Source organism: Chryseobacterium sp. SORGH_AS_0447, assembly GCF_030818695.1.
Lineage (GTDB): Bacteria > Bacteroidota > Bacteroidia > Flavobacteriales > Weeksellaceae > Chryseobacterium.
The window spans coordinates 215,200-240,495 of sequence record NZ_JAUTAR010000001.1 but is presented as its reverse complement, the minus strand read 5'-3'; the positions used below and the strand labels follow the sequence as shown (position 1 = coordinate 240,495).

Sequence of the window (25,296 nt, the reverse complement as noted above, 5' to 3'; positions counted from 1 at the left end):
TTATGATGAATATCCTGTCGATTACGGCTTATCACATTATTTTTGCAGGCTTAGGCGTAATTTTACTGTATGTCTCTGCAATAACGATTTTGTACAAAAACAAATCGGGTCTTCTGCCTTATCTGGCAGTCCTGCTTTTTCCGGTTGTCGGTTCTTTGGGAATTATAATAGGAAATTATACTAAAAAATAAAATAGAAACGGCGGAATTTTTCCGCCGTTTTTTATGTCTGTCGGGCTATATTTTTATTCTTCCTGAATTTTCGCCATAACTTTCTCCCGAAAAAAACAACGCCTACAATAAGTAGAATGGCAAAAATGGCTGCAAGTACAGGTGCTGCCATTGCCAGGAAAGCCATAATACCTGCTCCGGCTGTTTCGGTGGTTCCCACGACCGAATTTCCAAGTCCGCCGGTTGTGGCCGTAGAAGCGGCTCTGAGCCCGGCAAATCCCGAACTTATCGTAGCTGCAGTTCCACCACCAGCAATCAGGCCCAGCGCCCACTGCGGGAACGTCCCCAGCTCTGCAAACTGACTGGCAAATAAAACTGATCCTGCAATGGTAGCCATCGGTACAGAAACCGTGTCCAGCAGATGATCGACAAAAGGAATATAATATGCTAAAATTTCAACGATGGTAGCGATACCAGTGGTTATCAGAGCCGGAAGACCTGCAAGCCAGGCAAAGCTTTCATTCATGGGAATCCAGTGCAGGTAAGAAGCGAGACTTACGGCAAACATCGGGAGAAAAACCCTGAAGCCGGTGGCCGCAGCCAGCCCGATGCCGATAAATGCACTCAGAAGATAAGAGAAATAGGGAACATGATCTAACATCTTAGTTTTCAGATTTATTGTTTCCCTAAATATACCAAAAAGTATTTAAAGCAGAACCGAAATTATAAGAATCTGGAAAATTTAATTACAAAGCGATCGCGGCAAATTATCAAATAAAAAGGCTAAGATTTCTTCTGAGCCTGGCAAAGCTTGATAAATTGTGCCTCCACATCCTGAAATTTCGGAGGTATTTCCGGGGAAGCCCAAAAAATCATGGCCATTGTTTTCTCTCCGAAAGCCTCTTTAAAAAGATCTTTATTCAGGCGGTAGCATTCGCGAAGCAGCCTTTTGATACGATTTCTGTGAACCGCTTTTTTGAAATATTTTTTGGAAACCGAAACGGCAAACTTTGTACTTTCAACAGGAGCCGTCAGTTTATTTTTCAGGATAATGATTCTCAAATTACCGTTCGTTCTCCACTTACCTTTTTCGAAAAGTAAAGAAATCTCAGTATTTTTTTTGAGTTTTTCGGCTCTGGGATATTTGAAGTCTGTCATGTACAGCGGTAAAGATAAGGGATAATTTTTATTTAAAAGAAATACTTCGTAGTCGCAACACAACCTCTTTAATGCTGATGATTGCATCAACAGTAAGGATGTCATGCCGGAACCTGTCGAAATATTTTAACCGTCAGATTAATCCTTTTTCATCAGATAATTAATCACTTCTGCGGCAACATACAATCCGAAAATGGCTGGCATGTAGCTGATGGTCCCGTAGAAAGAACGTTTGTAATTTGTCCCGTCCGTCATTTTAAGGCTCTCTTCATTTTGGATTTCAGTGGAAAATACACAGCGCACGCCTTTATCAATTTTTTCTTTTTTCAGTCTCTTTCGGACCTGTCTCGCCAGATGGCAGTGTGCAGTCTTGCTGATATCACGCACCATTACCTTGCTCGGCTCTATTTTTCCGCCTGCTCCCATTGAGCTTACGACTTTTATCCGTCTCTTTTTTGCGGCGATAATAAGACAGAGCTTCGGGGTTACACTGTCGATGCAGTCCAGGACATAATCGAATTTTGCGGAGTCCAATACTTCATCCATTCTTTCAGGATTCAGGAACTCGTTGATTTTTGTGAGATTAAGCTGAGGATTGATGTCTAAAAGCCTTTCCGCTACGACTTCCACTTTATGTTTTCCTACGGTTGAATGCAGGGCCGGCAGCTGCCTGTTGATATTGGTAATGTCTACGGTATCGCCATCAACGATGGTCATGTTTCCCACGCCGGCTCTGGCAAGAAATTCTGCTGCAAAAGAACCTACGCCTCCTAAACCTACCACCAGGACGGTTGCTTTGTTCAACTTTTCCAAACCTTCTTCCTTAATGAGAAGCTCCGTTCTTTCCAACCAGTATTTATCCATTTTTTATCGTCTCTAAATTTTCTACAATTTGTTTATTTAACTCTTCCAGCGAAATCCTCTTCAGTTCGGCAACTTTTCCGTACAATTCTTCAATATCAAAATCCTCATCATCGGTTTCCAGAAAAATTTTGTTTAAAGGAGTAATTTTCAAAGTATTTTGCAAAGATAAATTATACAAAACCGCTTTTCCAAAACTCAGGTAAAAATTATTTTTCAGCAGATCGGCTGCAATGCTTTCTTTTTTATTAAAACCGTGGATGACCATGGGTTGTCTGGCGTATTTTTTAAAGGAAATCACTTCATAAAATTTTCGTACACAATGGATGATGAGCGGCTTTTTAATTTCATTGGCGAATTCAATCTGCTTCAGGAAAACCTCCTCTTGAATTTTCTGATCTGTTTCTACAAAAGAGTCCAGTCCGCATTCTCCGATTGCCAGACAGTTTTCCGTAATATGGGAGCGGAGCCATTCGAACTGGCTGTGGATATTTTCAGCTTCTATATCTTTGGGATGGATACCAATAGAATATGGAAAATCCGGCGGGATGCCTTTCCAGTCGAGATTATAGATTCCGTAAGTCTTATTTATTTTATGGTGATGAAAATCAAAAAATTCCATATTCAAAAATACTATTAATTTAGATTTAATGTAAATTCCTTAAACGAACGTTTATAAATCTGTTAAAAATTTCTTAACTTTACTCAAAGTGCATTCATGAAGAAAAAATTTACAGAAAAACAAATCCATATTTTAGACATTGCCGAAGAGCTGATTGCAAAAAAAGGCTATGAAGGCACATCGGTAAGGGATATCTGTTCCAAGGCGAATATTAACGTCGCTATGATCTCCTATTACTTCGGGTCTAAAGAGAAGATGATGTCGTATCTTTACCAGTACCGGGTGCTCAAGACCAGGGAAAATTTTTCCGGTTTTGCCGACACCATCAAAGACGGAAAGCCGGAAATGCAGATGAAGGAAATGATCAAATACATCGTCGGCCAATTGTTCAAATACAATTATTTCCATGGCTTCGTTACCCAGGAGCTCCGCCATACAGACAGCGTGAAGGACGAGCTGATGGATTTCTACCAGCTGTTCGTAAAAAAGCTCGATGAAGTAATTAAAAAAGGCGTGGCATCCGGCGTATTCACATTTACTCCAAAACCTGAAGACGTGCTCACCACCATTATCGGCTCTACCTTATTTGTCATCCGCAACCGGAATTTCTACGAGTTGTACGTTCCCAATAAAAACGATGAAACCTATGCCAAGGAAGCGGAGAAAAAAGTAAGGATGAATCTTTTAATGAGTGTTTTTGCGATTTTAGGATACGCAGCAGACTAAATTTACGTTAAATAATCATAAAAAAAAATCTATTGGCAAAAAAGTTATATTTTTGCAAATTAGTAAATCGGCTGTGTAATCCGAAAACTGTTGAATTTTTTATATGAAAAAATATATTTTAGGTATTTTTGCTGTAGCGGTAGTGGCATCTTGCGTAAGTAAGCAGGAGAGGGCAATGAGAAGTGCGGATAAGACTCTTATCCTGAAGACGGCCAACGAAAACTTTGCTAAGAAAAAGTGGAAAAATGCTTTGGCTCTTTACGACAGGCTTCCGAACCTGGTTGCAGGAACGGATGATGCCCCGAATGTGGTTTTCAATTCAGCTTATGCAAATTACTACGATAAAAATTACAGATTAGCAGGAAACCAGTTCAAAAATTTCGCGATCAGCTTCCCTCAGGATAGCCGAAAGGAAGAAGCGGCTTATATGTCGGCCTTATGCTATTATGAAGGATCGATGGATTACAACCTGGATCAGTCTACCACCCAGACGGCGATCAATGAGCTTCAGGACTTCCTGAACAACTATCCTACATCGGAAAGATCCAAAAATATCAACACCCTTATTGATGAATTGTCTTATAAGCTGGAATTCAAAGCTTATGAAAATGCAAGACAATATTATAAAATGGCTGAATACAAAGCAGCCAACGTGGCTTTTGAAAATGTGCTGGAAGATTTCCCAAGTACCAAGCTTCGTCCGCAGATTTATGATTATATCGTAAAGTCGCGCTATGAGCTGGCTAGCAAATCGGTTTACGATCTGAAAGACGAACGTATCGAAAGTGCTTTGGCATTCACCAGACAGATTGAAAAGGAAATGCCGAATACCGAAGTGGCTAAAACGGCTCTGGACCTTAGGGAAAAGCTTGAAAAGGAAAAGAAAGATTTCGTAGTGGTTAAAAAACAGACGGAAGCAAGAATTGCTGCTTTAACCGAGAAGCAGAAAAGACTGGAAGCGCAGAACGCAGTAAAAGCAAAAACCGAGCAGCAGGCAAAAGATCAGATCGACGCTGAAAAGAAAGCCATGCAGATCCAGAGGGACAGTGCAGCCATAAATACACCTCCTCCGGCAGCCACTTTCAAAATTCAAAGATAATTCGTAAATTTGCGAACTTAAATAAAAAAATAATATTCTCAAAATGAGTGTAAAAGATACAAAAGCAGAAGTAAATACGATTACGTACGACAAAGATAAGATTGAAGACAAAGTAGGCTCAATCTACGAAGCGATTGTTATCATGGGAAAAAGAGCAGAGCAGATCAACGCTGAAATCCGTACGGAACTTCACAATAAGCTTGACGAATTTGCTGTGCACAATTCCACATTGGAAGAAGTTTTTGAAAACAGAGAGCAGATTGAAATCTCCAAGCATTACGAAAAACTTCCTAAGCCGACTTCTATTGCGATTGAAGAGTGGTTGAATGGTGATGTTTACTTCAGAAAAACTGAAGAAAGAAAATAATTACATCTTTTATTATTGTGCATAATTTTATTATTGCATAATGATTCTTAGAAAAACATTCTGTAAAATATAGGTTTTACAGAATGTTTTTTTTAATATAAAAAACAGGGGTTTATTTTTATTACTTTTACGGCGTAATATTTTAAGGAAATATCGTGCTGTTCAACTCTATAAGCTTTTTACTGTTTTTACCGGTAGTCTTTGTCCTGTATTGGTTTTTTTTCAATAAAAAATACAAATACCAGAACATTCTTTTACTTATTGCCAGCCTCTACTTTTATGCATGCTGGGATTGGAGGTTTCTGCTGTTGCTGATGTTTTCAATTGCACTGGATTTCTTCTCCGGGATACAGATCGAAAAAAGCAAAACCCGGCACGCTGCCAAATTCTGGCTCATCTTAAGCATCGGGATTAATCTTGGTTTCCTCGGCTTCTTTAAATATTACAATTTTTTTGCGGAAAGCTTTTCGGAACTACTTCAGGGATTCGGCTTCAAAGTAAACGTGATGCTGCTGCATATCGTGCTGCCGATCGGGATCTCCTTCTATACTTTTCACGGGCTTTCCTACATTATCGATATTTATAAAAAAAGAATTCCGGCAGAAAGAAATCCTGTGGATTACGCCGTTTTCGTAAGCTATTTTCCATTGTTGGTGGCAGGTCCCATCGAAAGGGCAACCCACCTTCTTCCGCAGATCCAGAAAGAAAGAGTCTTCAATTACGAACAGGCGGTAGACGGCATGCGGCAGATCCTTTGGGGATTTTTCAAGAAAATTGTAATTGCGGATAACTGTGCCCCGATCGTGAATGAGATCTTCACCCATTATCAAACGGAGAGCAGCAGCAATCTGGCCATCGGTGCCGTGCTCTTCGCCTTCCAGATTTACGGCGATTTCTCAGGGTATTCGGACATTGCACTGGGAGTATCACGCCTTTTTGGAATTGAGCTTCTCAAAAATTTTGCTTTCCCTTATTTTTCACGGGACATTGCCGAATTCTGGAGAAGATGGCATATTTCCCTTTCCACCTGGTTCCGGGATTATCTTTACATTCCGTTAGGAGGAAGCAAAGGCGGAATGTGGATGAAAATAAGGAATACCTTTATCATCTTTCTCGTCAGCGGGTTCTGGCACGGAGCCAACTGGACATTTGTAATCTGGGGAGGTTTGAATGCCGTGTATTTTTTGCCCTTGCTGGTGTTTGGGAAAAACCGGGAGAATCTTGAGGTGGTTGCAATGAACAGGCTGGTTCCTTCCTTCCGCGAAATTTTCCAGATCCTGATTACCTTTTCGCTCGTTTGCCTTGCATGGATTTTTTTCCGTTCGGAAAGTGTTTTACAGGCCATTCTTTACATCAAGAGATTATTCGGTAAAACCCTATTATCATTACCGAATCCGATGCCTTATAAAGTACTGGCTTTTATTGCCGTTATGATCATTATTGAATGGCTTAACAGGAAAAAGTTCCACGGACTGGAAATCCGAGAATATCATCCTTGGCTGAGAAGAGCATTGTACTTGACTATCATCTTTATCATCCTGCGTTATGCCAATTTCGGGAGTAATGAATTTATTTATTTTCAGTTTTAATATGAAGAAGTTTATTATTAAAATAGCATGTTGGCTCCTTTTCCTTTTCCTGATTGGTTATGGCCTGGCTTCCATTAAAAAATACAAGCTGTACGGAGAATATTTCATCAGGCAGAAAGTACACTATTACGATCAGCATGGCGCCGGATATAATGCGCTTGTTTTCGGCAGCAGCAGGATGTACCGCCAGGTGAATACAGGATTGCTGGATTCCGCAACTTCCCATAAGGTAAAAGCCTACAATATGGCGAGCGGAGGAACTTTCTTTTCCGAAAGCATGTACGAATACCGGCATACAAATATTCATAAAAATGTAAAATATCTGTTTTTCGAAATCCAGGATGTACAGCCTTTTGATATTAATGCCTACACGGAAAAGTTTTTATATTGCCATGATTTTCCTACCGTAAACTTTGAGCTGAAATATTTTGCAAACAACAGCGATTGGAATTCTTTATTTTTGTCGGTTTCACATTGGTTCGCTAATATTTTTTACTTTAAAAAATTAGGACAGCGGGATAAAACCATTAATGAATTTACCGATTATAACAACGGCTATTTTCCTTTGGAGAAAGATTATAAAAACATGGTAAGTGTCAGGAAGGCAAGGTCAACGTATCTGAAAGATACTACGAAGATCTATAAAAACCGTATCGATGCCGAAAAAAGTCCGAAAAAAAAACTGAATCCGGCTCTGGTTTCTGAACTCAGAATTTTGGCGAAAGATTGTCAGAAAAAAGGTATTAAATTATTTCTCGTCCTTCCTCCATTTTCTACACCAACTGATTTATCAGAAGTCAGGGCAATTCCTAATACGAGAATCATTGATTTTTCTTCCCGAAAAACATTCAGCGAATTTTACACCAATAGGAATGCTTATGATAATGGCCATCTTAACAGGCACGGAGCTGTTTTATTTACCCAAAAACTGGCAGACAGCCTGAATCATTTGATCAGGTAGCCCTCGCATGAAGTAAAGTAAATAGCAGAAGGCAGTTTCATGATAGTTTTTAGATGTATTACATGAAAAATAAGTAATTTAGTATTCTTAAAATTAAAATTGGAATGGGCCTTTCCGGTAAAAAAATTCTCATCGCGATTTCCGGAGGAATTGCAGCATATAAAATTCATTTTCTGATTAGGAATTTCGTAAAAAAAGGAGCGGAAGTTCAGGTGATTATGACACCTGACGCTGAAAAATTCGTTACCAAACTGAGTATTTCCACCCTGTCTAAAAATCCGGTGTATTCAGATTTTTACGGCGATAATGGGACCTGGAACAGCCATGTGGATATGGCCTTGTGGGCAGATGTAATGGTGGTTGCACCCTGTACAGCGTCTACTTTAGCCAAAATGGTCCACGGGATCTGTAATAATCTATTGATTGCTACCTACATGTCAGCCAAATGTCCGGTTTTTATTGCTCCGGCGATGGACCTCGATATGTATGCACACCCATCAACAAAGAAAAACCTGGAATTGGCAGAAAGTTATGGACACACTGTTATTCCGGCGGAAAGCGGAGAGCTGGCCAGCGGGTTAGTCGGGCAGGGGAGAATGGCAGAACCGGAAACGATTGCAAAAACCATTGAAAATTTTTTTGAGGCAGAAACTAAAGAAACGCTGAAAGGAAAGACGGTATTGATTACAGCCGGACCTACATATGAAGCCATCGATCCCGTACGATTTATCGGGAATCATTCTTCAGGAAAGATGGGCTTTTCCCTGGCAGAAGAAGCGTCAAAAAGAGGAGCTGAAGTTATTCTGATCTCAGGGCCGAGCGCCCAGGCTACGCATGATAAAAATATTCAGCTTTATCACGTGACTTCCGCAAAAGAAATGCTGGACAAAGTTTTTGAATTTTATGATAAAGCGGACATCGGAATCGCCAGTGCGGCTGTTGCGGATTATGCCCCGAAAGAAGTCGCTAAAGAAAAGATCAAGAAAAATGATGACCACCTGACGATCGAACTGGTTAAAAACCCGGACATCCTTAAAACAATGGGCGAAAAGAAAACCCGCCAGTTCTTAGTGGGTTTTGCATTGGAGACCCAGAACGAAGAAGAAAATGCCAAAGCCAAGCTGGAAAAGAAAAACCTGGATATGATCGTGCTGAACTCGCTTCGGGATGAAGGTGCCGGTTTTAAAAACGATACCAACAAAATAAAAATATTTACCCGCACGGAAAAGAAAGAATTCGATCTGAAATCCAAGGAGCATGTTGCCAAAGATATTCTGGATTTCGTTGAGGCTCAACTTTTAAAATAAATTTAATAAATTTCCGTTCTCAATTTTTAATAGATAATGAAAAAATTTTTAAGCATATTTTTACTGCTCTTTATATTCAATCTGGGTTTTTCCCAGGAACTGCTGGCCACGGTGCAGGTAAACTCCCAGCAGTTGGGAGGAAGTAACCAGTCGGCTTACAAGGCGCTGGAGAAAAGTCTCAGGGACTTCATCAATAATACAAGCTGGACAGGGAAAAGACTGCAGAATTTTGAAAAAATAAAATCGAATTTTGCGATCGTCATCAGTGAAAGGGAAGGAAACCGTTTCCGGGGAAGCATTGTTGTGCAGGCGGTGCGTCCGGTATTTAATACCACTTACGAATCCCCGTTGATCAACCTTCAGGACACAAGATTTTCTTTTGATTATGTGGAAAACGAAAACCTTATCTTCAACGAAAGACAGTTTTCGGGCAAGAACCTCATCGATGTCATCAGCTTTTATGTGTATGTAATTTTGGGATTGGATGCAGACAGTTTCCAGTCGATGGCCGGAACCCAATGGTACCAGAAAGCCCAGCAGATTGCCCAGAACGGGGAATCGCAGAATACCTATGACGGCTGGAAGCAGATCAATGAGCCGAGAAGCCGTTCAATTTTGATCAAAGAAATCATGAGCCCGAACTGGAGCCAGCTGCGGGCAACTATTTATTCCTACCACCGGGCAGGATTGGATACTTTGTTTAACCAGGACCAGACGCAGGGGAAAAAAGTCATCTTTGATGCACTGATGCAGCTGAAGCAATATGAAAACTCTTTCCAGCAGGCTTATTTCTTTAATCTTTTTATGGATACGAAAGCGGATGAGATTTTCAACATTTTCAATTCCGGGAACAACGGAGGGCTTGTACTCGGTGATCTCAAAAATGAAATGATCATTCTTTCGCCGAAAAATACCGAGGCCAGATGGAATAAATGGAAACAGTAAGTTAACTTGAATTCTGAAATCTAAAGTTCTATATTTGCAATAGCTAAATAATTGCTATTATCAATGCTTTCGAGAATTTACATTAAGAACTTCGCCCTGATTGATACGCTTGAAGTATCGTTGCACAACGGTTTACAGGTTATTACCGGGGAAACCGGTGCCGGGAAATCCATTATCCTGGGAGCACTGCGGCTGATCCTGGGGGAGCGGGCCGATGTAAAATCCATCTCAAAAGCACAGGAGAAAAGCATCGTAGAAACAGAATTTTCTTTAAATAACCAATTCAAGAAATTCTTCATCGAAAACGATCTGGATTATGAGCATCAGACCATTATCCGGAGGGAAATCCTGCCTTCAGGGAAATCCAGGGCATTCATTAATGATGTTCCGGTGACGCTGGATATTTTAAGGGAACTTTCTTCTCAGCTTATTGATATCCATTCCCAATTTGAAACTTCAAACCTTTTTACTTCGGAATACCAGTTCAAAATTATCGACGGGCTTTCCGAAAACAGACATATCGTACAGGACTATCAGAACGGATTTTCAGATTTCCAGAGCCTGAAAATACAGCTGAAAAAATTACAGACCCAGCTTTCGGAAGCCAATAAAGAAAGCGATTATAAAGCATTTCTTTTAAACGAGCTTGAAGAGTTAAATCTCGACGAGGTAGATTTTGAAGATCTCCAAAACCAGCTTTCCATCCAGGAAAATGCAGGGATGATTTCCGATAACCTGGCTCAGGTTTTATCCCGCTTTCATCAGGAAGAGGTGGGGATTTTCTCTTTCTTTAATGAAGCCAAGAACAAGCTGGGGAAAATTGCAGAAGTTTCTCAAAGTTTTGCCGAGCTTCACGAAAGGCTGGAAACGTCTTATGTGGAACTGAAAGACATCATTTCCGAACTGGAAGACGAAGCGGAAAGAATAGAGATCAACCCTGAAAACCTGGCGCTTCTTACGGAACTCAACAACCGGATCAATGCGTTGTTTTTAAAACATAATGTAGGAAATCTTACGGAACTTAAAGAAGTGCGGGATCAGCTGGCGGGTGAGCAGAAAGGGGCTTCCGAAATAGAATCCCAGATTGCCGACATCCAGGAAAATATTTCGCAGAAAGAAAGCTTCCTGCAGGGGCTGGCGGACAAGCTTTCCAAAAACAGGAAGAAGAGTATTCCGGTATTCATTAAAAAAGCCGAAGCACTGCTCAAAAAACTCGGTCTTGAAAAGGCCAGGGTAGACATCGAGCTGCGGGATGCGGCAGAGTTCAATCCATTTGGGAAGGAAAACATCCAGCTTTTGTTCCAGGCCAATTCCGGGTTCCCTCTGAAACCGATTCAAACGGCGATTTCCGGTGGGGAAAGATCTAGGGTAATGCTGGCGGTAAAGAAGATCATTGCTGAAAGCGATGAGCTTCCGACTTTAATTTTAGACGAGATAGATACCGGGGTTTCAGGAAAGGTGGCCGAAGAAATTGGAAACTTAATGCGCGAAATGTCTGCCGATATGCAGCTGATCGTTATTTCCCACCTTGCACAGGTTGCTGCAAAAGGAAATAACAATTATAAAGTGGTAAAACAGGATGTAGCCGGAAGAACGCAATCTACAATTGTTCCTCTAAGCGAAAAAGAAAAGCTCAACGAGATTGCACAGTTGCTTTCCGGAAGTAAGATTACGGAGGCTGCACTGGCACAGGCGAAGGAGTTGATCGGATAAATTTTTATTACCATTATTAAAACCCTTTAAAATTAAATTCTGTAACATTTTTATCCTTATCTTAACTAATAAGAAAAAGGTAACTATGTTTATACAATTTCTCAGATTAGAGATCAAAAGTTTTTTCCGCGGCAGTTCTGTAGGGATCAACCTGGCGATGAAAATTCTCCGTTTCATCGGGATCCTTTATTTTATGCTCTGTCTGGTAGGAGGAGCGTTCGGTGCTTTTTTCTATGTTCAGGAAGAAATGCACCAGGATCCTGTAAGGGTCGTTTCTAAATTTTTAATTGTCCTTTGGGCGGTTGATCTGATCGTTAAATACCTGTGGCAGGAATTGCCGACTCAGAACATCAAGCCTTTTCTTACATTAAACATTTCTAAAAAGACGCTGGTGAATTACATGCTGGGTAAGACATTCCTCAATGCATTCAGTTGGCTGAATTCCCTGTTTTTGGTCACCTTTTCGGTAATTGCGCTGTTTAATGATTATCAGGTTTTGGGGGTACTGGCCTGGCTGATCGGGGTTTCGCTGCTCTTTTATCTGAATAACTTCATCAACATTCTTTTTAACGATAAGGAAGCGGTTGCCATCGCGGTAGGCTGTGTTTTCGCGGCACTGGGAGCATTAGCGTATTACCATATCGTTCCCGTACTGGACTATTCGGAGAAGTTTTTCTTCAATTTTTATGAGAGGCCTTATTTTGTAGTGATTTCGATACTGGTATTCCTGGGACTTTGGAAAATCTGTTTCAGCCACATCCGTAATATATTTTACCTTGATGAAGGTTTGGAAGCAAAAAAAGAAATTGGGAAAACGGAAAATATCGTTTTCTTAAATAAATTCGGTGCGATTGGTACATTCATCAACAACGACATCAAAATGCTCAAACGGAACAAAGTCACCAAAGGAATCATATGGGGAAGCTTCCTGTTTCTTTTTTACGGCATGCTGATGTTCTCTTCGTCCATCTATAAAACGCCGGCGATGATGATGTTTATGGGACTTTTTGTAACGGGCGGTTTTCAGTTTATGTTCGGACAAAGGGTGCCGGCCTTCGACAGCTCTTATTACCCGCTGATGATGACACTGAATGTGCCTTATAAAGAATACCTGAAAGCCAAATGGTGGCTGATGAATATCGTAACGGCTATTTCGATGATTCTGGCGGTCTGCTATGCCTATTTCGGCTGGGACATGTATCTCACATTCTTCGCAGCAGGAATTTACAATATCGGGGTTAATTCCCAGTTTACCCTTTGGTCCGGAGCTTTCAACAAAATGCAGATCGATCTTAATTCAAAAGAAAAAAGGTTCGGGCAGAAGAATAGCTTTAACATCAAATCCATGCTATTGCTCATCCCTAAAATGATCCTGCCAATGACTGTATTTGCCCTGATGAAATATTTCTTCGGAATCACGGCCGGGGTAATCAGCATTGCGGTTTTAGGGCTGATCGGGTTTTTATTAAGGGAAAAAATCTTCGATACCATCGTAAAACATTATAAGGTAGAAAAATACAGTACACTAGAAGCATTCAAAAACAAAGACTAATATGATTACTATTAATAATTTAAAGAAAACATACGGTAAAGCAACCGTTTTAAATATAGAACATCTTGAAATTCCCAAAGGAGAAACTTTCGGGCTGGTCGGAAACAACGGAGCGGGTAAAACGACCCTTTTCAGCCTGATGCTGGATCTTATTCAGCCGACCACAGGGTTTGTAAGCATCGACGGAATTAAAGTAAATGAATCCGAAGTATGGAAAAACAAAGTTTCCGCTTTTGTAGACGATTCTTTCCTGATCGGCTATCTGACGCCGGAAGAATATTTTTACTTCATCGGGGAACTGAGAGGCCAGAACAAAGCTTCGGTAGACGGGTTTTTGAAACAGTTTCATGACCTGTTCAGCGGGGAGATTTTAAACTCCGGAAAATACATCCGTGACCTCTCAAAAGGAAATCAGAAAAAAGTGGGAATTGTAGGCGCAATCATCGGGAACCCGGAAATCATTATTCTGGATGAGCCTTTTGCTAACCTGGATCCTTCTACCCAGATCAAACTGAAAAATTTAATTAAAGAATTATCCAAGCAGGACGGCGTAACCTTCCTTATTTCCAGCCATGATCTTTCCCACACCACGGAAGTCTGTAACAGAATTGTGGTCGTAAACAAAGGACAGCTGGTAAAAGACATCCAGACCAATCCGGAAACCCTGAAAGATCTGGAGCAGTATTTCGCCGATCAGATTTCCAAGCCGGCAGAACCGGTTATTGTAACGGAAATTTAAATTAAGTTAGTAAAATAAAAATACCCTCGCTATCACAGCAAGGGTATTTTTTATATCATTCTTATGTTAAGCTTGTCATTCCGTAGGAACCTCAACTATGCTTTAGCAAAGAATTTTTAAAAATAAGATTTAAAACTCAGCCGTCGGTTTCCAATCCACCACAGCTCTGATAAACGCCTCCGCATTTTCCACCGGAATATTCGGTAAAATACCATGACCCAGATTGGCAATGTATTTATCCTTTCCGAAACGGTTGATCATTTCAGTCACCATTTTTTTGATGGTTTCAGGTGTGGAATGCAGCCTTGCAGGATCAAAATTTCCTTGTAGGGTAATATTGTGGCTGGTAAATGTTCTGGCCAGCTCAGGAGTAATCGTCCAGTCAACACCCAATGCGGAAACCGGGGATTTGGCCATATCTTCCAGGGCAAACCAGCATCCTTTACCAAATACGACAACATGCGTCAGCGGGCTCAGCGCTTCTACGATCTGGTTGATGTACTGCCATGAAAATTCCTGATAGTCTTTCGGAGAAAGCATACCGCCCCACGAATCAAAAACCTGAACGGCAGAAACGCCTTTTTCTACTTTTCTCTTCAAATAAGCAATCGTCGTGTCCGTAATTTTCTGTAACAGCAGATGCGCCGCTTCCGGCTGCTGGAAACAGAACGATTTCGCAATATCGAAAGCCTTGCTTCCTTTTCCTTCCACACAGTAGCAGAGGATTGTCCACGGGGAACCGGCAAAACCGATTAACGGAATTTCATTGTCTAACTTTTGCAAAGTAAGCTCAATCGCGTCAAAAACATAGCCTAACGTATCATTTACATCCGGAACGGCAACATTCTGAACCTGCTCCATAGTTCTGATCGGCGTATCCAGCCACGGGCCTACACTTTCCTTCATTTTAAAATCGATTCCCATCGCCTGAGGAACCACCAGGATGTCGGAGAAAAGAATTGCCGCATCCAGCGGAAATCTTCTGATCGGCTGTACGGTGATCTCAGAAGCGAGCTCCGGAGTCTGGCATCTTGTGAAGAAATCATATTGGTCGCGTAACGCAATGAATTCCGGCAAATATCTTCCGGCCTGTCTCATCATCCAAACCGGCGGTCTTTCTACGGTTTCTCCGCGAAGTGCTTTTAAGTAGAGGTCGTTTTTAATCATAATGTATTAGACTAGATTGCCACGAAGGACAATAATATATATCAATTTTTGTTCAGAATTTCCTTTCGGATCAGCTTCAGAACCGATATCAGGCTGTTTCCTTCCGAAACCAAAACCGGTTGAGCCGTATGTTTTCTCAGTTCCCGGGCAGTAGTTTCACCAATGGAAATCAGCTTCATATCCTCAAAGGAATTCCGATTTGCAAAACTACGAACTCCGCTCGGACTAAAAAATACGGCAGCATGATATTTTTCAGTTATTACCGGATTGATTTCCTCGGTGTTGTAAACCGTGATTTTCTTATAGCTGATGTTCTGTAAAGGTAAATTGCGATCGAGCACGTCCAGCGCGATGTTTCCGCAGAAGTGCAGAAACTTTTCATGCTGGCAGTGGATAACAATAAATTTTGAAAGCTCTTCGGCATTTCTGAGAACTTTGAAAGTCCCGAAACCGTTTTTCCGTAATTCTTTTTTTGTTTTTTCACCGACGCAGTAGATCTTATTATAATTTTTTGCGGTAAAATCTTCGTTTGGAACAAAGCCGTTTTTAAAAAATGCATTTACTCCTTTGGCGCTGGTGAAGATCAAAGAATAATTTTTAAGCTCAAACGAGGAAATTTTTACGGGATTTGTCCGGATTACCTCAACACAATCGGCCAGGACATCATCTCCAAGTTCTTTGGATATTATTTCCGGATCGATGGGTTTGGTAAATAAAATTTTCATTACGGTTGGTCTTTTAAATGTAAATCGGCTACCTGCAGCCTTACTTTATTCATAAAGTCCTGTCCCGGATCTTCTTTTATGGTAAAGTAACCGGGATCGGATTCTTTCCAAAGCTTGGAATTCCTGAAAACTCCGTATTCCGAATGTCCGATGAGGTATTCGATTTTATATTTCTTCGTTAAATACCGGATCAGTTGGGCGTTTGATGCAACCTGTTTATCCGTAAGCGGCTCTTTCTTGCTCCCGATGTTTTCAATTCCAATGGCGCAGTAATTCAGCCCGATGGTATGTCTGGCAAACCGGGTGGGCTCCATCAGCTGATAAATAGTTCCATCACGGTCGATGATGTACTGTGAAGAAACATTCAGGATACTTTGATTTTTTAACGTATTTCTGCCGCCTTCCAGATGGGTTTTATTGAAATATTTAAAATTGCTTTCCACATTTCCGTTGGCGGTATAATGCAGAACAATCATTTTGGGAATAATCGTCGGGGTTTTCTGAATCAGGCCGTGGTGGTCCTTTAGATATTCCAGGCTTAAACGAATCCTTTCGTCAGAATAGCTGATCGGCTTCTGGATGATTTCAGGTTTTCTGGTCTGCGCTTTTGCAAAACCCATTATCAGAACAACATAAAAATAGAATATCTTCTTCATTCCTGATTATTTCTGATATTGATAATGTCCGGTAATCTTAAATTTAAACAGGCAGTCTTCCATCACCTGACCTTTTCCAATGTTATGAACAATCAGGTACCGCTTACCATCAGCAGATTTTTTGTTTACGACTATTCCGATATGCGTTAAATTACCGGGAAGCATCCAGGTAACGATATCTCCCGGAACGTACAGCTCAGGCCTTGTTTCCGTAGATTTTGATTTCCCGAATTTGGCAAAGAAAACCCGCAGGTTAGGAACCCTTCGGTGGTCGATATTCGTATCGGGCTGTTTCAAGCCCCACGTTTTCGGATACTTTGAAAAATTTTTCGCCATATCTTCATGCACTTCCTTCTGAAGATCGATTCCCAGCTTTCTGTATGCTCTGATCACCACATCGGTGCAGACCCCTTTATCAGCCGGAACGTCACCGTTTGGATACTTGATAACAAAGTAAGCTGGATCGTACGTAACTTTGTTCCGGGTAAGGCTGATGGCAGCATTGGAAAGCTTTAGCGCAAAAGTGTTCTGTGCTTTTCCAAAAAATATCAGAAGAATGACCGCAAATACTGAGAAATATTTTTTCATCGCATTCAGAAACTTGAAGGTTAAGCCTTAAACCTTGAATTTTAAATCTGGTTTTTGATTTCAGCCATCAATTCTTTTCCGCCGTTTTCCAAAACTACTCGGGCAAATTTTTCCCCGAAGTTTTCCTCCGGCGTATATACGAAGCTCTCATCGGTAGCGATACAGTTTTTACCATCAAGAGAGCAAAGTGCTCCTTTGAAGCGGATCTGGTCTTCGAAAATTTCGGCAAATGCTCCGATTGGTGCGGTACAGCCGCCTTCCAATGTGCTCAGGAAATTTCTTTCCATTTCTACGCAGAGCTGAGTTTTTGCGTGGTTGGTAAATTGTTTTACCGCCTCGTTGATCTCGGGTTTGTGGGAATGTCCGGCGACGGCAATAACTCCCTGTGAAGGCGCAGGAATCAAAAACGGAATCATTTCATAATCGATCTCCATCTTCATCCGCTTAATGCCTGCCAGAGAGAGGATCGTAGCGTCAAAATCTCCTTCTTCCAGTTTTTGAAGACGCGTCTGGATATTTCCACGGATGTCCGAAAACTCGGCGTGCGGGAAATTCTTCAGCCAGAAAGCTCTTCTTCTTAAACTGCTGGTCGCTAATTTAAGTTCGTGGAGTTCTTTATTTTTTGCCGATTCTTTGCGGATCAGGACATCCTGGGGGAAATCCCTCTCCAGATAAGAAACGATTTCAAGATTTTCGGGAAGCTTGGTTGGGACATCTTTTAAGGAATGTACGGCAATATCAATCTCGTCATTTAATAAAGCCACATCGAGATCCCGTGTAAAAACGCCCGTAATGCCTAGAGCATACAAAGGTTGGGATAAATTTTTATCTCCTGAGGATACAATAGGTACGATTTCCGTTAAATAATTGTTGTTCTGAAGGTGTCTCGCAACTTCTCTCGCCTGCCAGAGGGCAAGTGCGGAATTCCGGGTTCCGATTCTAATGCTTTTCATTGAATTCGTTGTTTGGTTGTTCAACTAATATTTCGTGCATTAATTTACTAATTTCTTCGGCTTTTAACGGATTGTCGATGATATATTTTGCAAAACGGTTGGTAATTTTCTGAATCATTTTATCGGAAAGTTCCATGTCCGTGATGTTTATATATTTATTTTTTTTGTAAAAATTATGCATTTCATTGCGTTCCATATTTTTCAGGACTGCTTTGAAATGATGGATGTTTGGTGCCAGCCTTCTTTTTTTCTCCCATTCCAGAAAGTCCTTCGTCATTTCTTTGATGATCTTTTCTGCTTTCGGAATCTCTTTTTCCCGCTGCTGGATGGTCTGCTGGATCTGTTTTGAAAGCTCATCAACGTCGATCAGCGTTACGTTTTGGTTTTCCGTTACGTTTTTGTCTACGTTATTCGGAATGGAAAGGTCGATCACCAGGGTTTCTTTTCCGTTCGGGAAGTGGGATTTGTTTACGATCGGATGTCTTGCTCCGGTAGCGACGATCAGAATATCGGTTCCGCCCAGCTCTTTATCAAAATCCGCATAATCAATATGAGGAATCTTGTATTTGTCGGAAATCTTTTCAGCGGTTTCCTGTGTCCGGTTGGCAATTTTAATCTTCGGCTGATAAACATGTTTTACCAGATTCTCTACGGTATTCTGCCCGATTTCTCCAACGCCCAGCAACAGGATGTTTTTTTCGGTAATCCTTTTCTGGTTATTCAGAATATAATGAACGGCAGCATAGGAAACGGAAGCGGCCCCGTTGGAAATCCCCGTTTCGTTTTTGATTCTTTTTGAAATCTGAATGGCTGAGTTAATCGCCCTTTCAAGATAAGGATTGGAATTCTGTCTTTCTTTTTTGAAACGGTTGTAGGCTTTTTTTATCTGCCCGATAATTTCAAAGTCTCCGATAATCTGGCTTTCCAGACCGGCTGCCACCCTGAACAAGTGTTTCAGAGCTTCCTCTTTCGTCAGGATATTGGCAAACTGCATAAAGTCCATCAGATTCACGCCAATGGTTTTGCAGTATTCTTCAGCAACGAGAAGATAATTGGGAGACGTGGTATAAATTTCGGTTCTGTTACAGGTTGAAACCACAAAAGCATCCCCTAAATCTTCATTATGGATCCGCGTGACAAAGCTCTTGATGTTTTCATCAAAGAAAGCAAACTTCCCCCTCGTTTCTGTATCTGCCTTTTCAAAACTGATGGAAAGAACAGCAAAATTCGAAGTCTGATGTATGTTGGAATACTGTAACATAAGCGGGGCAAATTTACGTTTTTTTTCACAAAATGCCCTCTGAAAATGTATATGATAATTATCGTAAATAACTATTTTGGGTTGTTTCTAAATAAACAGAAACAACAGATATGGCCCGGTGTATTGTTAAAAATTTTAAGGATTCTTATTTACTTTACCACAGATGTTTTCGAGAATTTCTTATCATAAAAAACCTATGCTTCCTCTATTCCGGCTTCAACACGGAAAAAAACTTGAATCTGGTTTAAATCAGGCTCTGTAAATACTTAACGTAAAAGTTAATAACCGTCTATAAATTTTAATAAAATTTTAACCAAATTAAATGCAAATGAAATTTCTTTAGATGTGTTAAATTTATATCTTTGTAACTCCTTAAAAAATCAGAAGTAAAAAAGTATGAGTTTATTCGATATGTTTACGCAAGAGATTGCGATAGACCTTGGTACTGCCAACACCCTTATCATCCATAATAATAAAATTGTTATAGATCAGCCGTCGATTGTTGCTATTGAACGTTCTACCGGCAGACCGATTGCCGTGGGTGAGCAGGCAAAACACATGCAGGGTAAAACTCATGAGGATATCAAAACGATCCGTCCGCTGAAAGATGGGGTTATCGCAGACTTCCACGCTTCTGAGCACATGATTAAGGAATTCATCAAAAAAATCCCGGGCATTAAGGGTAAATTCATTCAGCCGGCTTTAAGGATCGTGATCTGTATTCCTTCAGGAATTACGGAGGTTGAAAAAAGAGCGGTACGAGACTCTGCACAGAAAGTAAATGCCAAGGAAGTACGTCTGATTTATGAGCCGATGGCTGCTGCAATAGGAGTAGGTATCGATGTTCAGAAACCGGAAGGGAATATGATCATCGACATAGGTGGGGGTACTACGGAAATTGCCGTGGTGGCTTTAGGCGGTATCGTTTGTGATAAATCCGTAAAAATTGCCGGCGACGTTTTCACTAACGATATTGCTTATTATTTAAGAACACACCATAACCTTTATATCGGGGAAAGAACAGCTGAAAGAATTAAAATTGAAGTAGGTTCCGCCGTTGAAGACCTTGATGTGGACATCGAAGATATTCCGGTACAGGGAAGAGACCTGATTACAGGAAAGCCGAAAGAAATTATGGTAGGATATAAAGAAATTGCCAGAGCACTGGACAAATCAATTATCAGAATTGAAGATGCGGTAATGGAAACGCTTTCTTTAACTCCACCGGAATTGGCTGCTGATATTTACAAAACAGGGATCTACCTTGCAGGAGGTGGTGCTTTATTACGAGGACTTGCAGACAGATTGCACAAAAAGACAGGTCTTCCTGTATTTGTAGCGGAAGATCCGTTGAGAGCAGTAGTTCGCGGAACCGGTATTGCTCTTAAAAATATGGATAAATTCAATTTCCTGATTAAATAATTCTAACCTTTTACGAAACACATCTGAATGGGATTTTTGCTGAGATTATTTTCCAAGAATGCACTTTTTGTCTTCTTTATATTTCTGCAAATCATTGCTCTCATTCTGATATTCTCTAAAAATGCGATGCAGCAATCCTGGATTGCGGGCCAGTCGGCTGCGCTTAATTCCTGGGTTTCCGGATATATCGATGAAGGGGTTTCCTACCTGAAGCTAAAACAGATCAATGAAGACCTGGTGACGCAAAACAAGGCTTTAATGGCTGAGCTTTACGGAAAGCAGGGAGCAAAGAACCCCGTTTTCAGAAAAGTTCATGATACGTTAGGCGGCGGCCAGATCTACACTTTTGTGGATGGAGAAATCGTTTTCAACAGCATCAACCGGAGAAATAACTATTTTACCATAAACAGAGGCAGGCGGGACGGCGTATTTCCACAGATGGGAGTAATGGCTCCGAAAGGTATTGCAGGAATCGTTATCAACTCTACCGACAGTTACGCTTTGGTACAGTCGGTTTTAAGCGTTAATAAAATCAGGATCAATGCAGCCCTCAAGAACTCGGGATATTTCGGAACCCTAACCTGGACCGGAGAAAATTCAAGGGTCATGCACCTGGCGGATATTCCCAAATATGTTGCCCTGAAAGTAGGAGATACGGTGGTTACGGACGGAAAGTCGGCCATTTTTCCTAAAGGGGTAATGATTGGTACTATTGCAGGCTATTCAGTGGACAACAAAACAGGATTCTGGGATATCTCCGTGGAACTTAGTGAAAAAATGGGAGCCTTAAGCAAAGTTTACGTGGTGAAAAACCTTAAGAAAGCTGAAGTGCAGAAAATTCAGGACACCATGCAGACCGTAATAAAAAAGGAAAATGATTAGCAGAACATTATTTACAGACATATTGATTATGATTTTCCTGGTGGCATTACAAATCTTTGTACTGAACAGGATTACCATTTTCGGGAAATACACTCCGGTGCTGTATCCCGTATTCGTTATGTTCTATCCCTTTTTCAGAAACAGGTTTCAGTTTTTGGCGTTGAGCTTTCTGATCGGTCTTTCGGTTGACGCATTTCTCTATTCATGGGGAATCAATGCATTTGCCACTACGCTGATTGCTTACTTCAGAACCTTGATTTTCAGAACTTCTACCGATACTTCTACCGATTTCTTTTCTTTTCAGTCCCTTCAATGGGCTCAGTTTTTGCTGTTTTTATTCTCAAGTATCTTTTTACACCAGCTTTTAGTACAGTATATCGAATTCTTCAAGCTGAGCAGATTTTTTGAAATATTACTTAATGTATTGGTAACTAGTGTAATTTCGTTTATATTTATAGTTATTTACGCATTAATATTTAAAATCAAACAAAAAGTTTGAACACACGTTATTTAAAAATTTTTTTCGCTCTCATTGTTATCGCCCTGATTTTCGTAGCGAGAATTGCTTATTTACAGCTTTTTACAGACCGTTATGCGCTGAATGCGGCGAACACTTCCATTAAAATTGAATACGTTATCCCGCAGCGAGGGGTAATTTTCGACCGGAATGGTAAAATCCTGGTAGGAAACCAGCCGGCTTATGAAATTTCGTTTACCCAGGCATTGATGAGGCCGGATTTTGATACCGTTGCATTCTGTAATCTGATGAAGATTTCCAAAAACGATTTCATCAGAACCATTGATAATATTAAAAAAGAAAAATATTATTCCAAGCTCACCCCGATGACCTTTATGAAAAACCTCAGCCGGGAAGATATTGCAAGGGTTCAGGAGATTATATTCAAATATCCTGCATTCAGCATTGTTTCGAGGCCGCAGCGTCAATATGAAGTGTCTACTTCCGGAAACTTGTTAGGATACACCAGTGAAGTGAACGAGCGTGAGATTAAAAAAGATTCAGCCTATTATCTGCCGGGTGATTTCATTGGGAAAACGGGAATCGAAAAAGCCTATGAAAAGGAACTTCGGGGAGTAAAAGGCATGAAATATATTCAGAAAGACATCAAGCTTCGGAATGTGGGGCCTTACAAAAACGGATCGCTGGATAAGGACGTTATTACCGGAAAAGATATTACATTAACAATAGACTACGATCTTCAGCGGATGGCTGAAGAAATGCTGGTGAACAAGCATGGTGCAATTGTAGCCATCGATCCGAATAACGGGGAAGTACTCGTGGCGGCGACAGGTCCGGATATCGATCCGAATTTATTTACAGGTCCGAACAAATCGAGAAATTTATACGCCTTATCAAAAGATACAATCTACGAAAACAAACCGACTTTCGACCGGTCGTTACAGGCTGCCTATCCGCCGGGATCTACTTTTAAACTCTTAACAGCTCTGGCTGCGATGCAGATGGGTGTAATGGATGAAAATACGATTTTCCCATGTGGTGGCGGCTTTTACTATAAAGGAAAAAGAATTAAAGGCCACGGCGGTGCAGATCCGCTGATCCCTTCGATCCAGGTTTCCAGCAACTGTTTCTTTACCTATGCTTTTATTGCCATTCTTAAAAAATATCCGCTGAATCCATCGCGTGGAGTAGATGAATGGAAAAAGATCATGAGCAGCTTCGGGGTCGGGGAATTCCTGAATAACGACTTTGCGGTAGGCGCAAGAGGGAGAATCCCATCCGGTGATTTCTATGAAAAGAGATTTAAAGCAATGATCAAAGCCAGCGGTTCCAAAAGAACCGATTTCACAAACTGGGACGAAATGTCTACCGGAGCCATCTACAACGGAATGGGACAGGGAGATGTGCTTGTAACACCGCTTCAATTGGCCAATTACGTATCGGCTATCGCCAATAAGGGCTGGTATTATACACCTCATATTGTAAAGGCCATAGACGGAAAGCCGAATCCTGATCCGAGATTTAAGAAGAAACATTATACGCTGGTTGATAAAAAGCATTTTGACCCGGTTCTCAGAGGAATGGAAGCGGTGGTGCTCAGAGGTACGGCGCACGGGCTGAAGTCAAGTGATTTTACCCAGCTGGCAAAAACCGGTACGGCACAGGTGCCGCAAGGGAAGGACAACTCTATTTTTGTACTGATTGCTCCTGCGGAAAAGCCGAAGATCGTTGTAGCGGCTGTTATGGAACATGCGGGATTCGGAGCAACTTGGGCAGGTCCGGCAGCTACCGTTATTGCAGAAAAATACATCACAGGTGATGTAAAACGTGAATTTCTCTACAAAAAGATGGTCACGTCCAGCTTTATGCCTGAGTATAAAAGACAGTGGATTGCCGATCTGAAGCGTAAAGGGTTGTATAAGCCCAGCGAAGATTCTATTAAGCAGAAAAGAATTCAGGACAGTCTGAAACTCGTAAAAGAGCAGAAGGAAAAGCTGAAGAAAAAAATAGACGAAGAAAATAAAAATTCTAAAACGACAAAAAAGGTTAAGCAATGAAATGGGCAGAAGGAATAGATAAATTAGGTCTCGGCCTGTATTTTCTGCTTTGTGCTTTTGCCATCGCAAATATTTACAGTGTCGACCAGAAACTGGGAGAAAAACAATTGATTTTCTTCGGAATTTCCCTCTTTGTAGGATTGGTCATTTTTGTCGGCAGAAGTAAATTCTTCGAAAATATGTCGGGTATTATTTACATTGGCGGCGTATTGCTTTTGGTGGGTCTGTTTCCTTTTGGTAAAGAGATTCTCGGGCAGAAAAACTGGTATAAATTCGGAAGCTTTACGATGCAGCCGGTGGAGTTTGCCAAAATAGGAACCGCGCTGATGCTTGCCAACTATGTGTCCGGCCCCGAATTCAATCTGAAAAACAGAAAGTCTCTGCTGACAACGCTGGCCATTGTCGGAATTCCTGCAGCGGTGGTATTGGCCATCCCTGACGTCGGCTCGATGCTGGTCTTCATTGCATTCTTTATTGCTTTGTATCGCGAAGGATTAAGCGGTGTTCTGTTTGGAGTAGGATTTCTTTTTGCTGCCGTCTTTCTGGTTTCGCTTGCGATCAACCCGATCTGGGTCGTGATAACCATTTTGGTAATAATAGGCGGTTATATCGCGATGAATTATTACAAAATGTCCTGGAATGTTATTTCCATTTCAAGTATTGCAGGTTCTGTATTGTTATTGTGCGGACTGGCATTCGGTTCTCCCTATATCTTAGAAAAATTGCCTAAGCACCAGCGGGAAAGGATTGAGGTTCTTTTCAAAGGGGAAAAGGCATTCAGGGATACTTCGGGGTACAACCTGCTGTATTCCAAAACAGCCATCGGTTCCGGAGGACTATGGGGAAAAGGTTACCGGGAAGGTTCCGTAACTCAGGGGAAATTCGTTCCGGAGCAGGAAACCGACTATATTTTCTGTACGGTGGGTGAAGAATGGGGCTTCGTAGGAAGTGCGGTACTCATTTTATGTTACATGATCTTCATCGGAAGGATCTATTATCTTGCAGAACAGCAGAAATCGGGCTTTAACCGGGTTTTCGGATATTGCTTTGCTTCGATCCTGCTGATGCACTTTACGATCAATTTAGGGATGGTTATGGGGCTTTTTCCGACGGTAGGGATTCCGCTTCCATACTTCAGCTACGGAGGAAGTTCTCTGCTTGCCTTCTCGATGATGACTTTTATTTTCTTTAAATTGAATTATTCGGATAAGAATAGTTTGGTATAAAAGGCTGGGAGCGGGATGATCGAAGCTGAAAGTTAATTTGGCAATCTATTACGTAAAATTTCAATTTTTATT

26 protein-coding genes are annotated in these 25,296 nt (G+C 41.1%); 16 read left to right on the top strand and 10 right to left on the bottom strand.

Going from position 1 to position 25,296, the window contains the following annotated elements; translation table 11 throughout:
* The first annotated feature begins 2 nt into the window (after window positions 1-2).
* Complete coding sequence (locus tag QE422_RS01090; protein WP_307454474.1) at window positions 3-191, top strand: hypothetical protein; 189 nt, start codon at window positions 3-5, stop codon at window positions 189-191.
* A 31-nt stretch (window positions 192-222) separates the two neighbouring features.
* Here QE422_RS01090 and QE422_RS01085 read toward each other — a convergent pair whose 3' ends face one another.
* The 4 genes from QE422_RS01085 to QE422_RS01070 form a co-directional block, all read right to left on the bottom strand.
* Window positions 223-831 carry a DUF4126 domain-containing protein gene (locus tag QE422_RS01085; RefSeq protein ID WP_307454473.1) on the bottom strand — a complete coding sequence of 203 codons (609 nt, stop codon included), beginning with the start codon at window positions 829-831 and terminating at the stop codon, window positions 223-225.
* A 122-nt stretch (window positions 832-953) separates the two neighbouring features.
* Window positions 954-1,328: a ribonuclease P protein component gene (gene rnpA / locus QE422_RS01080; RefSeq protein ID WP_307454471.1), complete on the bottom strand. Its 375-nt coding sequence runs from the start codon at window positions 1,326-1,328 to the stop codon at window positions 954-956.
* Between the two features lie 138 nt (window positions 1,329-1,466).
* Window positions 1,467-2,192 (bottom strand): tRNA threonylcarbamoyladenosine dehydratase, encoded by a 726-nt coding sequence (locus tag QE422_RS01075; protein ID WP_307454470.1) that lies wholly within the window; start codon window positions 2,190-2,192, stop codon window positions 1,467-1,469.
* Window positions 2,185-2,811, bottom strand: a complete 627-nt coding sequence (locus QE422_RS01070) for a TatD family hydrolase (RefSeq protein WP_307454468.1) — start codon at window positions 2,809-2,811, stop codon at window positions 2,185-2,187. Before QE422_RS01070 ends, QE422_RS01075 begins: the two co-directional genes overlap by 8 nt.
* Before the next feature lie 96 nt (window positions 2,812-2,907).
* On the opposite strand from QE422_RS01070, the gene QE422_RS01065 reads away from it, so the two are divergent.
* The 10 genes from QE422_RS01065 (at window position 2,908) to QE422_RS01020 (ending at window position 13,809) form a co-directional block, all read left to right on the top strand.
* Window positions 2,908-3,537 (top strand): TetR family transcriptional regulator, encoded by a 630-nt coding sequence (locus QE422_RS01065; protein ID WP_307454466.1) that lies wholly within the window; start codon window positions 2,908-2,910, stop codon window positions 3,535-3,537.
* A gap of 103 nt (window positions 3,538-3,640) precedes the next feature.
* The gene (locus QE422_RS01060; protein ID WP_307454464.1) at window positions 3,641-4,636 is read left to right on the top strand and encodes an outer membrane protein assembly factor BamD; all 996 of its coding nucleotides are present in this window, start codon (window positions 3,641-3,643) and stop codon (window positions 4,634-4,636) included.
* Between the two features lie 43 nt (window positions 4,637-4,679).
* The gene (locus QE422_RS01055; RefSeq protein WP_029298198.1) at window positions 4,680-5,003 is read left to right on the top strand and encodes a DNA-directed RNA polymerase subunit omega; all 324 of its coding nucleotides are present in this window, start codon (window positions 4,680-4,682) and stop codon (window positions 5,001-5,003) included.
* Between the two features lie 155 nt (window positions 5,004-5,158).
* Entirely contained in the window at window positions 5,159-6,592 is a 1,434-nt protein-coding gene (locus QE422_RS01050) for an MBOAT family protein (RefSeq protein WP_307454461.1), read from the top strand.
* A 1-nt stretch (window position 6,593) separates the two neighbouring features.
* Entirely contained in the window at window positions 6,594-7,553 is a 960-nt protein-coding gene (locus QE422_RS01045) for a hypothetical protein (protein WP_307454459.1), read from the top strand.
* 104 nt (window positions 7,554-7,657) lie between these two features.
* A complete protein-coding gene (gene coaBC / locus QE422_RS01040; protein ID WP_307454458.1) occupies window positions 7,658-8,860 on the top strand; it encodes a bifunctional phosphopantothenoylcysteine decarboxylase/phosphopantothenate--cysteine ligase CoaBC in 1,203 nt (400 codons plus the stop codon).
* 36 nt (window positions 8,861-8,896) lie between these two features.
* Entirely contained in the window at window positions 8,897-9,805 is a 909-nt protein-coding gene (locus QE422_RS01035; protein WP_307454457.1) for a DUF4835 family protein, read from the top strand.
* Window positions 9,806-9,868: 63 nt separating this feature from the next.
* Window positions 9,869-11,518 carry a DNA repair protein RecN gene (locus QE422_RS01030; RefSeq protein WP_307454455.1) on the top strand — a complete coding sequence of 550 codons (1,650 nt, stop codon included), beginning with the start codon at window positions 9,869-9,871 and terminating at the stop codon, window positions 11,516-11,518.
* A gap of 85 nt (window positions 11,519-11,603) precedes the next feature.
* The gene (locus tag QE422_RS01025; RefSeq protein WP_307454454.1) at window positions 11,604-13,070 is read left to right on the top strand and encodes a DUF5687 family protein; all 1,467 of its coding nucleotides are present in this window, start codon (window positions 11,604-11,606) and stop codon (window positions 13,068-13,070) included.
* A gap of 1 nt (window position 13,071) precedes the next feature.
* Window positions 13,072-13,809 (top strand): ABC transporter ATP-binding protein, encoded by a 738-nt coding sequence (locus tag QE422_RS01020; RefSeq protein WP_307454451.1) that lies wholly within the window; start codon window positions 13,072-13,074, stop codon window positions 13,807-13,809.
* 129 nt (window positions 13,810-13,938) lie between these two features.
* Here QE422_RS01020 and hemE read toward each other — a convergent pair whose 3' ends face one another.
* The 6 genes from hemE to hemA are packed head-to-tail and all read right to left on the bottom strand — an operon-like array spanning window position 13,939 to window position 19,159.
* Window positions 13,939-14,976 carry a uroporphyrinogen decarboxylase gene (hemE, locus tag QE422_RS01015; protein WP_307454450.1) on the bottom strand — a complete coding sequence of 346 codons (1,038 nt, stop codon included), beginning with the start codon at window positions 14,974-14,976 and terminating at the stop codon, window positions 13,939-13,941.
* 41 nt (window positions 14,977-15,017) lie between these two features.
* Window positions 15,018-15,701 carry a uroporphyrinogen-III synthase gene (locus tag QE422_RS01010; RefSeq protein WP_307454449.1) on the bottom strand — a complete coding sequence of 228 codons (684 nt, stop codon included), beginning with the start codon at window positions 15,699-15,701 and terminating at the stop codon, window positions 15,018-15,020.
* Complete coding sequence (locus tag QE422_RS01005) at window positions 15,701-16,357, bottom strand: peptidoglycan recognition family protein (protein ID WP_307454447.1); 657 nt, start codon at window positions 16,355-16,357, stop codon at window positions 15,701-15,703. The genes QE422_RS01010 and QE422_RS01005 overlap by 1 nt, the downstream gene beginning before the upstream one ends.
* 6 nt (window positions 16,358-16,363) lie before the next feature.
* Window positions 16,364-16,945, bottom strand: a complete 582-nt coding sequence (locus QE422_RS01000) for a DUF1287 domain-containing protein (protein ID WP_307454446.1) — start codon at window positions 16,943-16,945, stop codon at window positions 16,364-16,366.
* A gap of 41 nt (window positions 16,946-16,986) precedes the next feature.
* The gene (gene hemC, locus QE422_RS00995; RefSeq protein ID WP_307454444.1) at window positions 16,987-17,898 is read right to left on the bottom strand and encodes a hydroxymethylbilane synthase; all 912 of its coding nucleotides are present in this window, start codon (window positions 17,896-17,898) and stop codon (window positions 16,987-16,989) included.
* Window positions 17,885-19,159, bottom strand: coding sequence for a glutamyl-tRNA reductase (hemA, locus tag QE422_RS00990; protein ID WP_307454443.1), 1,275 nt, complete (start codon window positions 19,157-19,159; stop codon window positions 17,885-17,887). Before hemA ends, hemC begins: the two co-directional genes overlap by 14 nt.
* Window positions 19,160-19,555: 396 nt before the next feature.
* Between hemA and QE422_RS00985 the strand changes: the two genes are divergently transcribed.
* Genes QE422_RS00985 through rodA form a run of 5 tightly spaced genes read left to right on the top strand, consistent with a single transcriptional unit; the run spans window position 19,556 to window position 25,224 of the window.
* Window positions 19,556-20,581, top strand: coding sequence for a rod shape-determining protein (locus QE422_RS00985; protein WP_027381028.1), 1,026 nt, complete (start codon window positions 19,556-19,558; stop codon window positions 20,579-20,581).
* A 27-nt stretch (window positions 20,582-20,608) separates the two neighbouring features.
* Window positions 20,609-21,463 carry a rod shape-determining protein MreC gene (gene mreC / locus QE422_RS00980; RefSeq protein ID WP_307454441.1) on the top strand — a complete coding sequence of 285 codons (855 nt, stop codon included), beginning with the start codon at window positions 20,609-20,611 and terminating at the stop codon, window positions 21,461-21,463.
* Window positions 21,456-21,962: a rod shape-determining protein MreD gene (locus tag QE422_RS00975; protein WP_294198328.1), complete on the top strand. Its 507-nt coding sequence runs from the start codon at window positions 21,456-21,458 to the stop codon at window positions 21,960-21,962. The genes mreC and QE422_RS00975 overlap by 8 nt, the downstream gene beginning before the upstream one ends.
* Window positions 21,959-23,998, top strand: coding sequence for a penicillin-binding transpeptidase domain-containing protein (locus QE422_RS00970; protein ID WP_307454438.1), 2,040 nt, complete (start codon window positions 21,959-21,961; stop codon window positions 23,996-23,998). Before QE422_RS00975 ends, QE422_RS00970 begins: the two co-directional genes overlap by 4 nt.
* Window positions 23,995-25,224: a rod shape-determining protein RodA gene (rodA, locus tag QE422_RS00965; RefSeq protein ID WP_307454436.1), complete on the top strand. Its 1,230-nt coding sequence runs from the start codon at window positions 23,995-23,997 to the stop codon at window positions 25,222-25,224. Before QE422_RS00970 ends, rodA begins: the two co-directional genes overlap by 4 nt.
* The last annotated feature ends 72 nt before the right edge of the window (window positions 25,225-25,296 follow it).

Coding starts and splice junctions, on each gene's coding strand:
- QE422_RS00975 (WP_294198328.1), top strand. CDS start 21,456: ATGATTAGCAGAACATTATTTACAGACATATTGATTATGATTTTCCTG.
- coaBC (WP_307454458.1), top strand. CDS start 7,658: ATGGGCCTTTCCGGTAAAAAAATTCTCATCGCGATTTCCGGAGGAATT.
- QE422_RS01045 (WP_307454459.1), top strand. CDS start 6,594: ATGAAGAAGTTTATTATTAAAATAGCATGTTGGCTCCTTTTCCTTTTC.
- QE422_RS01005 (WP_307454447.1), bottom strand. CDS start 16,357: ATGAAGAAGATATTCTATTTTTATGTTGTTCTGATAATGGGTTTTGCA.
- QE422_RS01000 (WP_307454446.1), bottom strand. CDS start 16,945: ATGAAAAAATATTTCTCAGTATTTGCGGTCATTCTTCTGATATTTTTT.
- rnpA (WP_307454471.1), bottom strand. CDS start 1,328: ATGACAGACTTCAAATATCCCAGAGCCGAAAAACTCAAAAAAAATACT.
- hemC (WP_307454444.1), bottom strand. CDS start 17,898: ATGAAAAGCATTAGAATCGGAACCCGGAATTCCGCACTTGCCCTCTGG.
- QE422_RS01055 (WP_029298198.1), top strand. CDS start 4,680: ATGAGTGTAAAAGATACAAAAGCAGAAGTAAATACGATTACGTACGAC.
- hemA (WP_307454443.1), bottom strand. CDS start 19,159: ATGTTACAGTATTCCAACATACATCAGACTTCGAATTTTGCTGTTCTT.
- QE422_RS01025 (WP_307454454.1), top strand. CDS start 11,604: ATGTTTATACAATTTCTCAGATTAGAGATCAAAAGTTTTTTCCGCGGC.
- QE422_RS01035 (WP_307454457.1), top strand. CDS start 8,897: ATGAAAAAATTTTTAAGCATATTTTTACTGCTCTTTATATTCAATCTG.
- QE422_RS00985 (WP_027381028.1), top strand. CDS start 19,556: ATGAGTTTATTCGATATGTTTACGCAAGAGATTGCGATAGACCTTGGT.
- QE422_RS01030 (WP_307454455.1), top strand. CDS start 9,869: ATGCTTTCGAGAATTTACATTAAGAACTTCGCCCTGATTGATACGCTT.
- rodA (WP_307454436.1), top strand. CDS start 23,995: ATGAAATGGGCAGAAGGAATAGATAAATTAGGTCTCGGCCTGTATTTT.
- QE422_RS01020 (WP_307454451.1), top strand. CDS start 13,072: ATGATTACTATTAATAATTTAAAGAAAACATACGGTAAAGCAACCGTT.
- QE422_RS01090 (WP_307454474.1), top strand. CDS start 3: ATGATGAATATCCTGTCGATTACGGCTTATCACATTATTTTTGCAGGC.
- QE422_RS01010 (WP_307454449.1), bottom strand. CDS start 15,701: ATGAAAATTTTATTTACCAAACCCATCGATCCGGAAATAATATCCAAA.
- QE422_RS01085 (WP_307454473.1), bottom strand. CDS start 831: ATGTTAGATCATGTTCCCTATTTCTCTTATCTTCTGAGTGCATTTATC.
- QE422_RS01060 (WP_307454464.1), top strand. CDS start 3,641: ATGAAAAAATATATTTTAGGTATTTTTGCTGTAGCGGTAGTGGCATCT.
- mreC (WP_307454441.1), top strand. CDS start 20,609: ATGGGATTTTTGCTGAGATTATTTTCCAAGAATGCACTTTTTGTCTTC.
- QE422_RS01065 (WP_307454466.1), top strand. CDS start 2,908: ATGAAGAAAAAATTTACAGAAAAACAAATCCATATTTTAGACATTGCC.
- QE422_RS01075 (WP_307454470.1), bottom strand. CDS start 2,192: ATGGATAAATACTGGTTGGAAAGAACGGAGCTTCTCATTAAGGAAGAA.
- hemE (WP_307454450.1), bottom strand. CDS start 14,976: ATGATTAAAAACGACCTCTACTTAAAAGCACTTCGCGGAGAAACCGTA.
- QE422_RS01070 (WP_307454468.1), bottom strand. CDS start 2,811: ATGGAATTTTTTGATTTTCATCACCATAAAATAAATAAGACTTACGGA.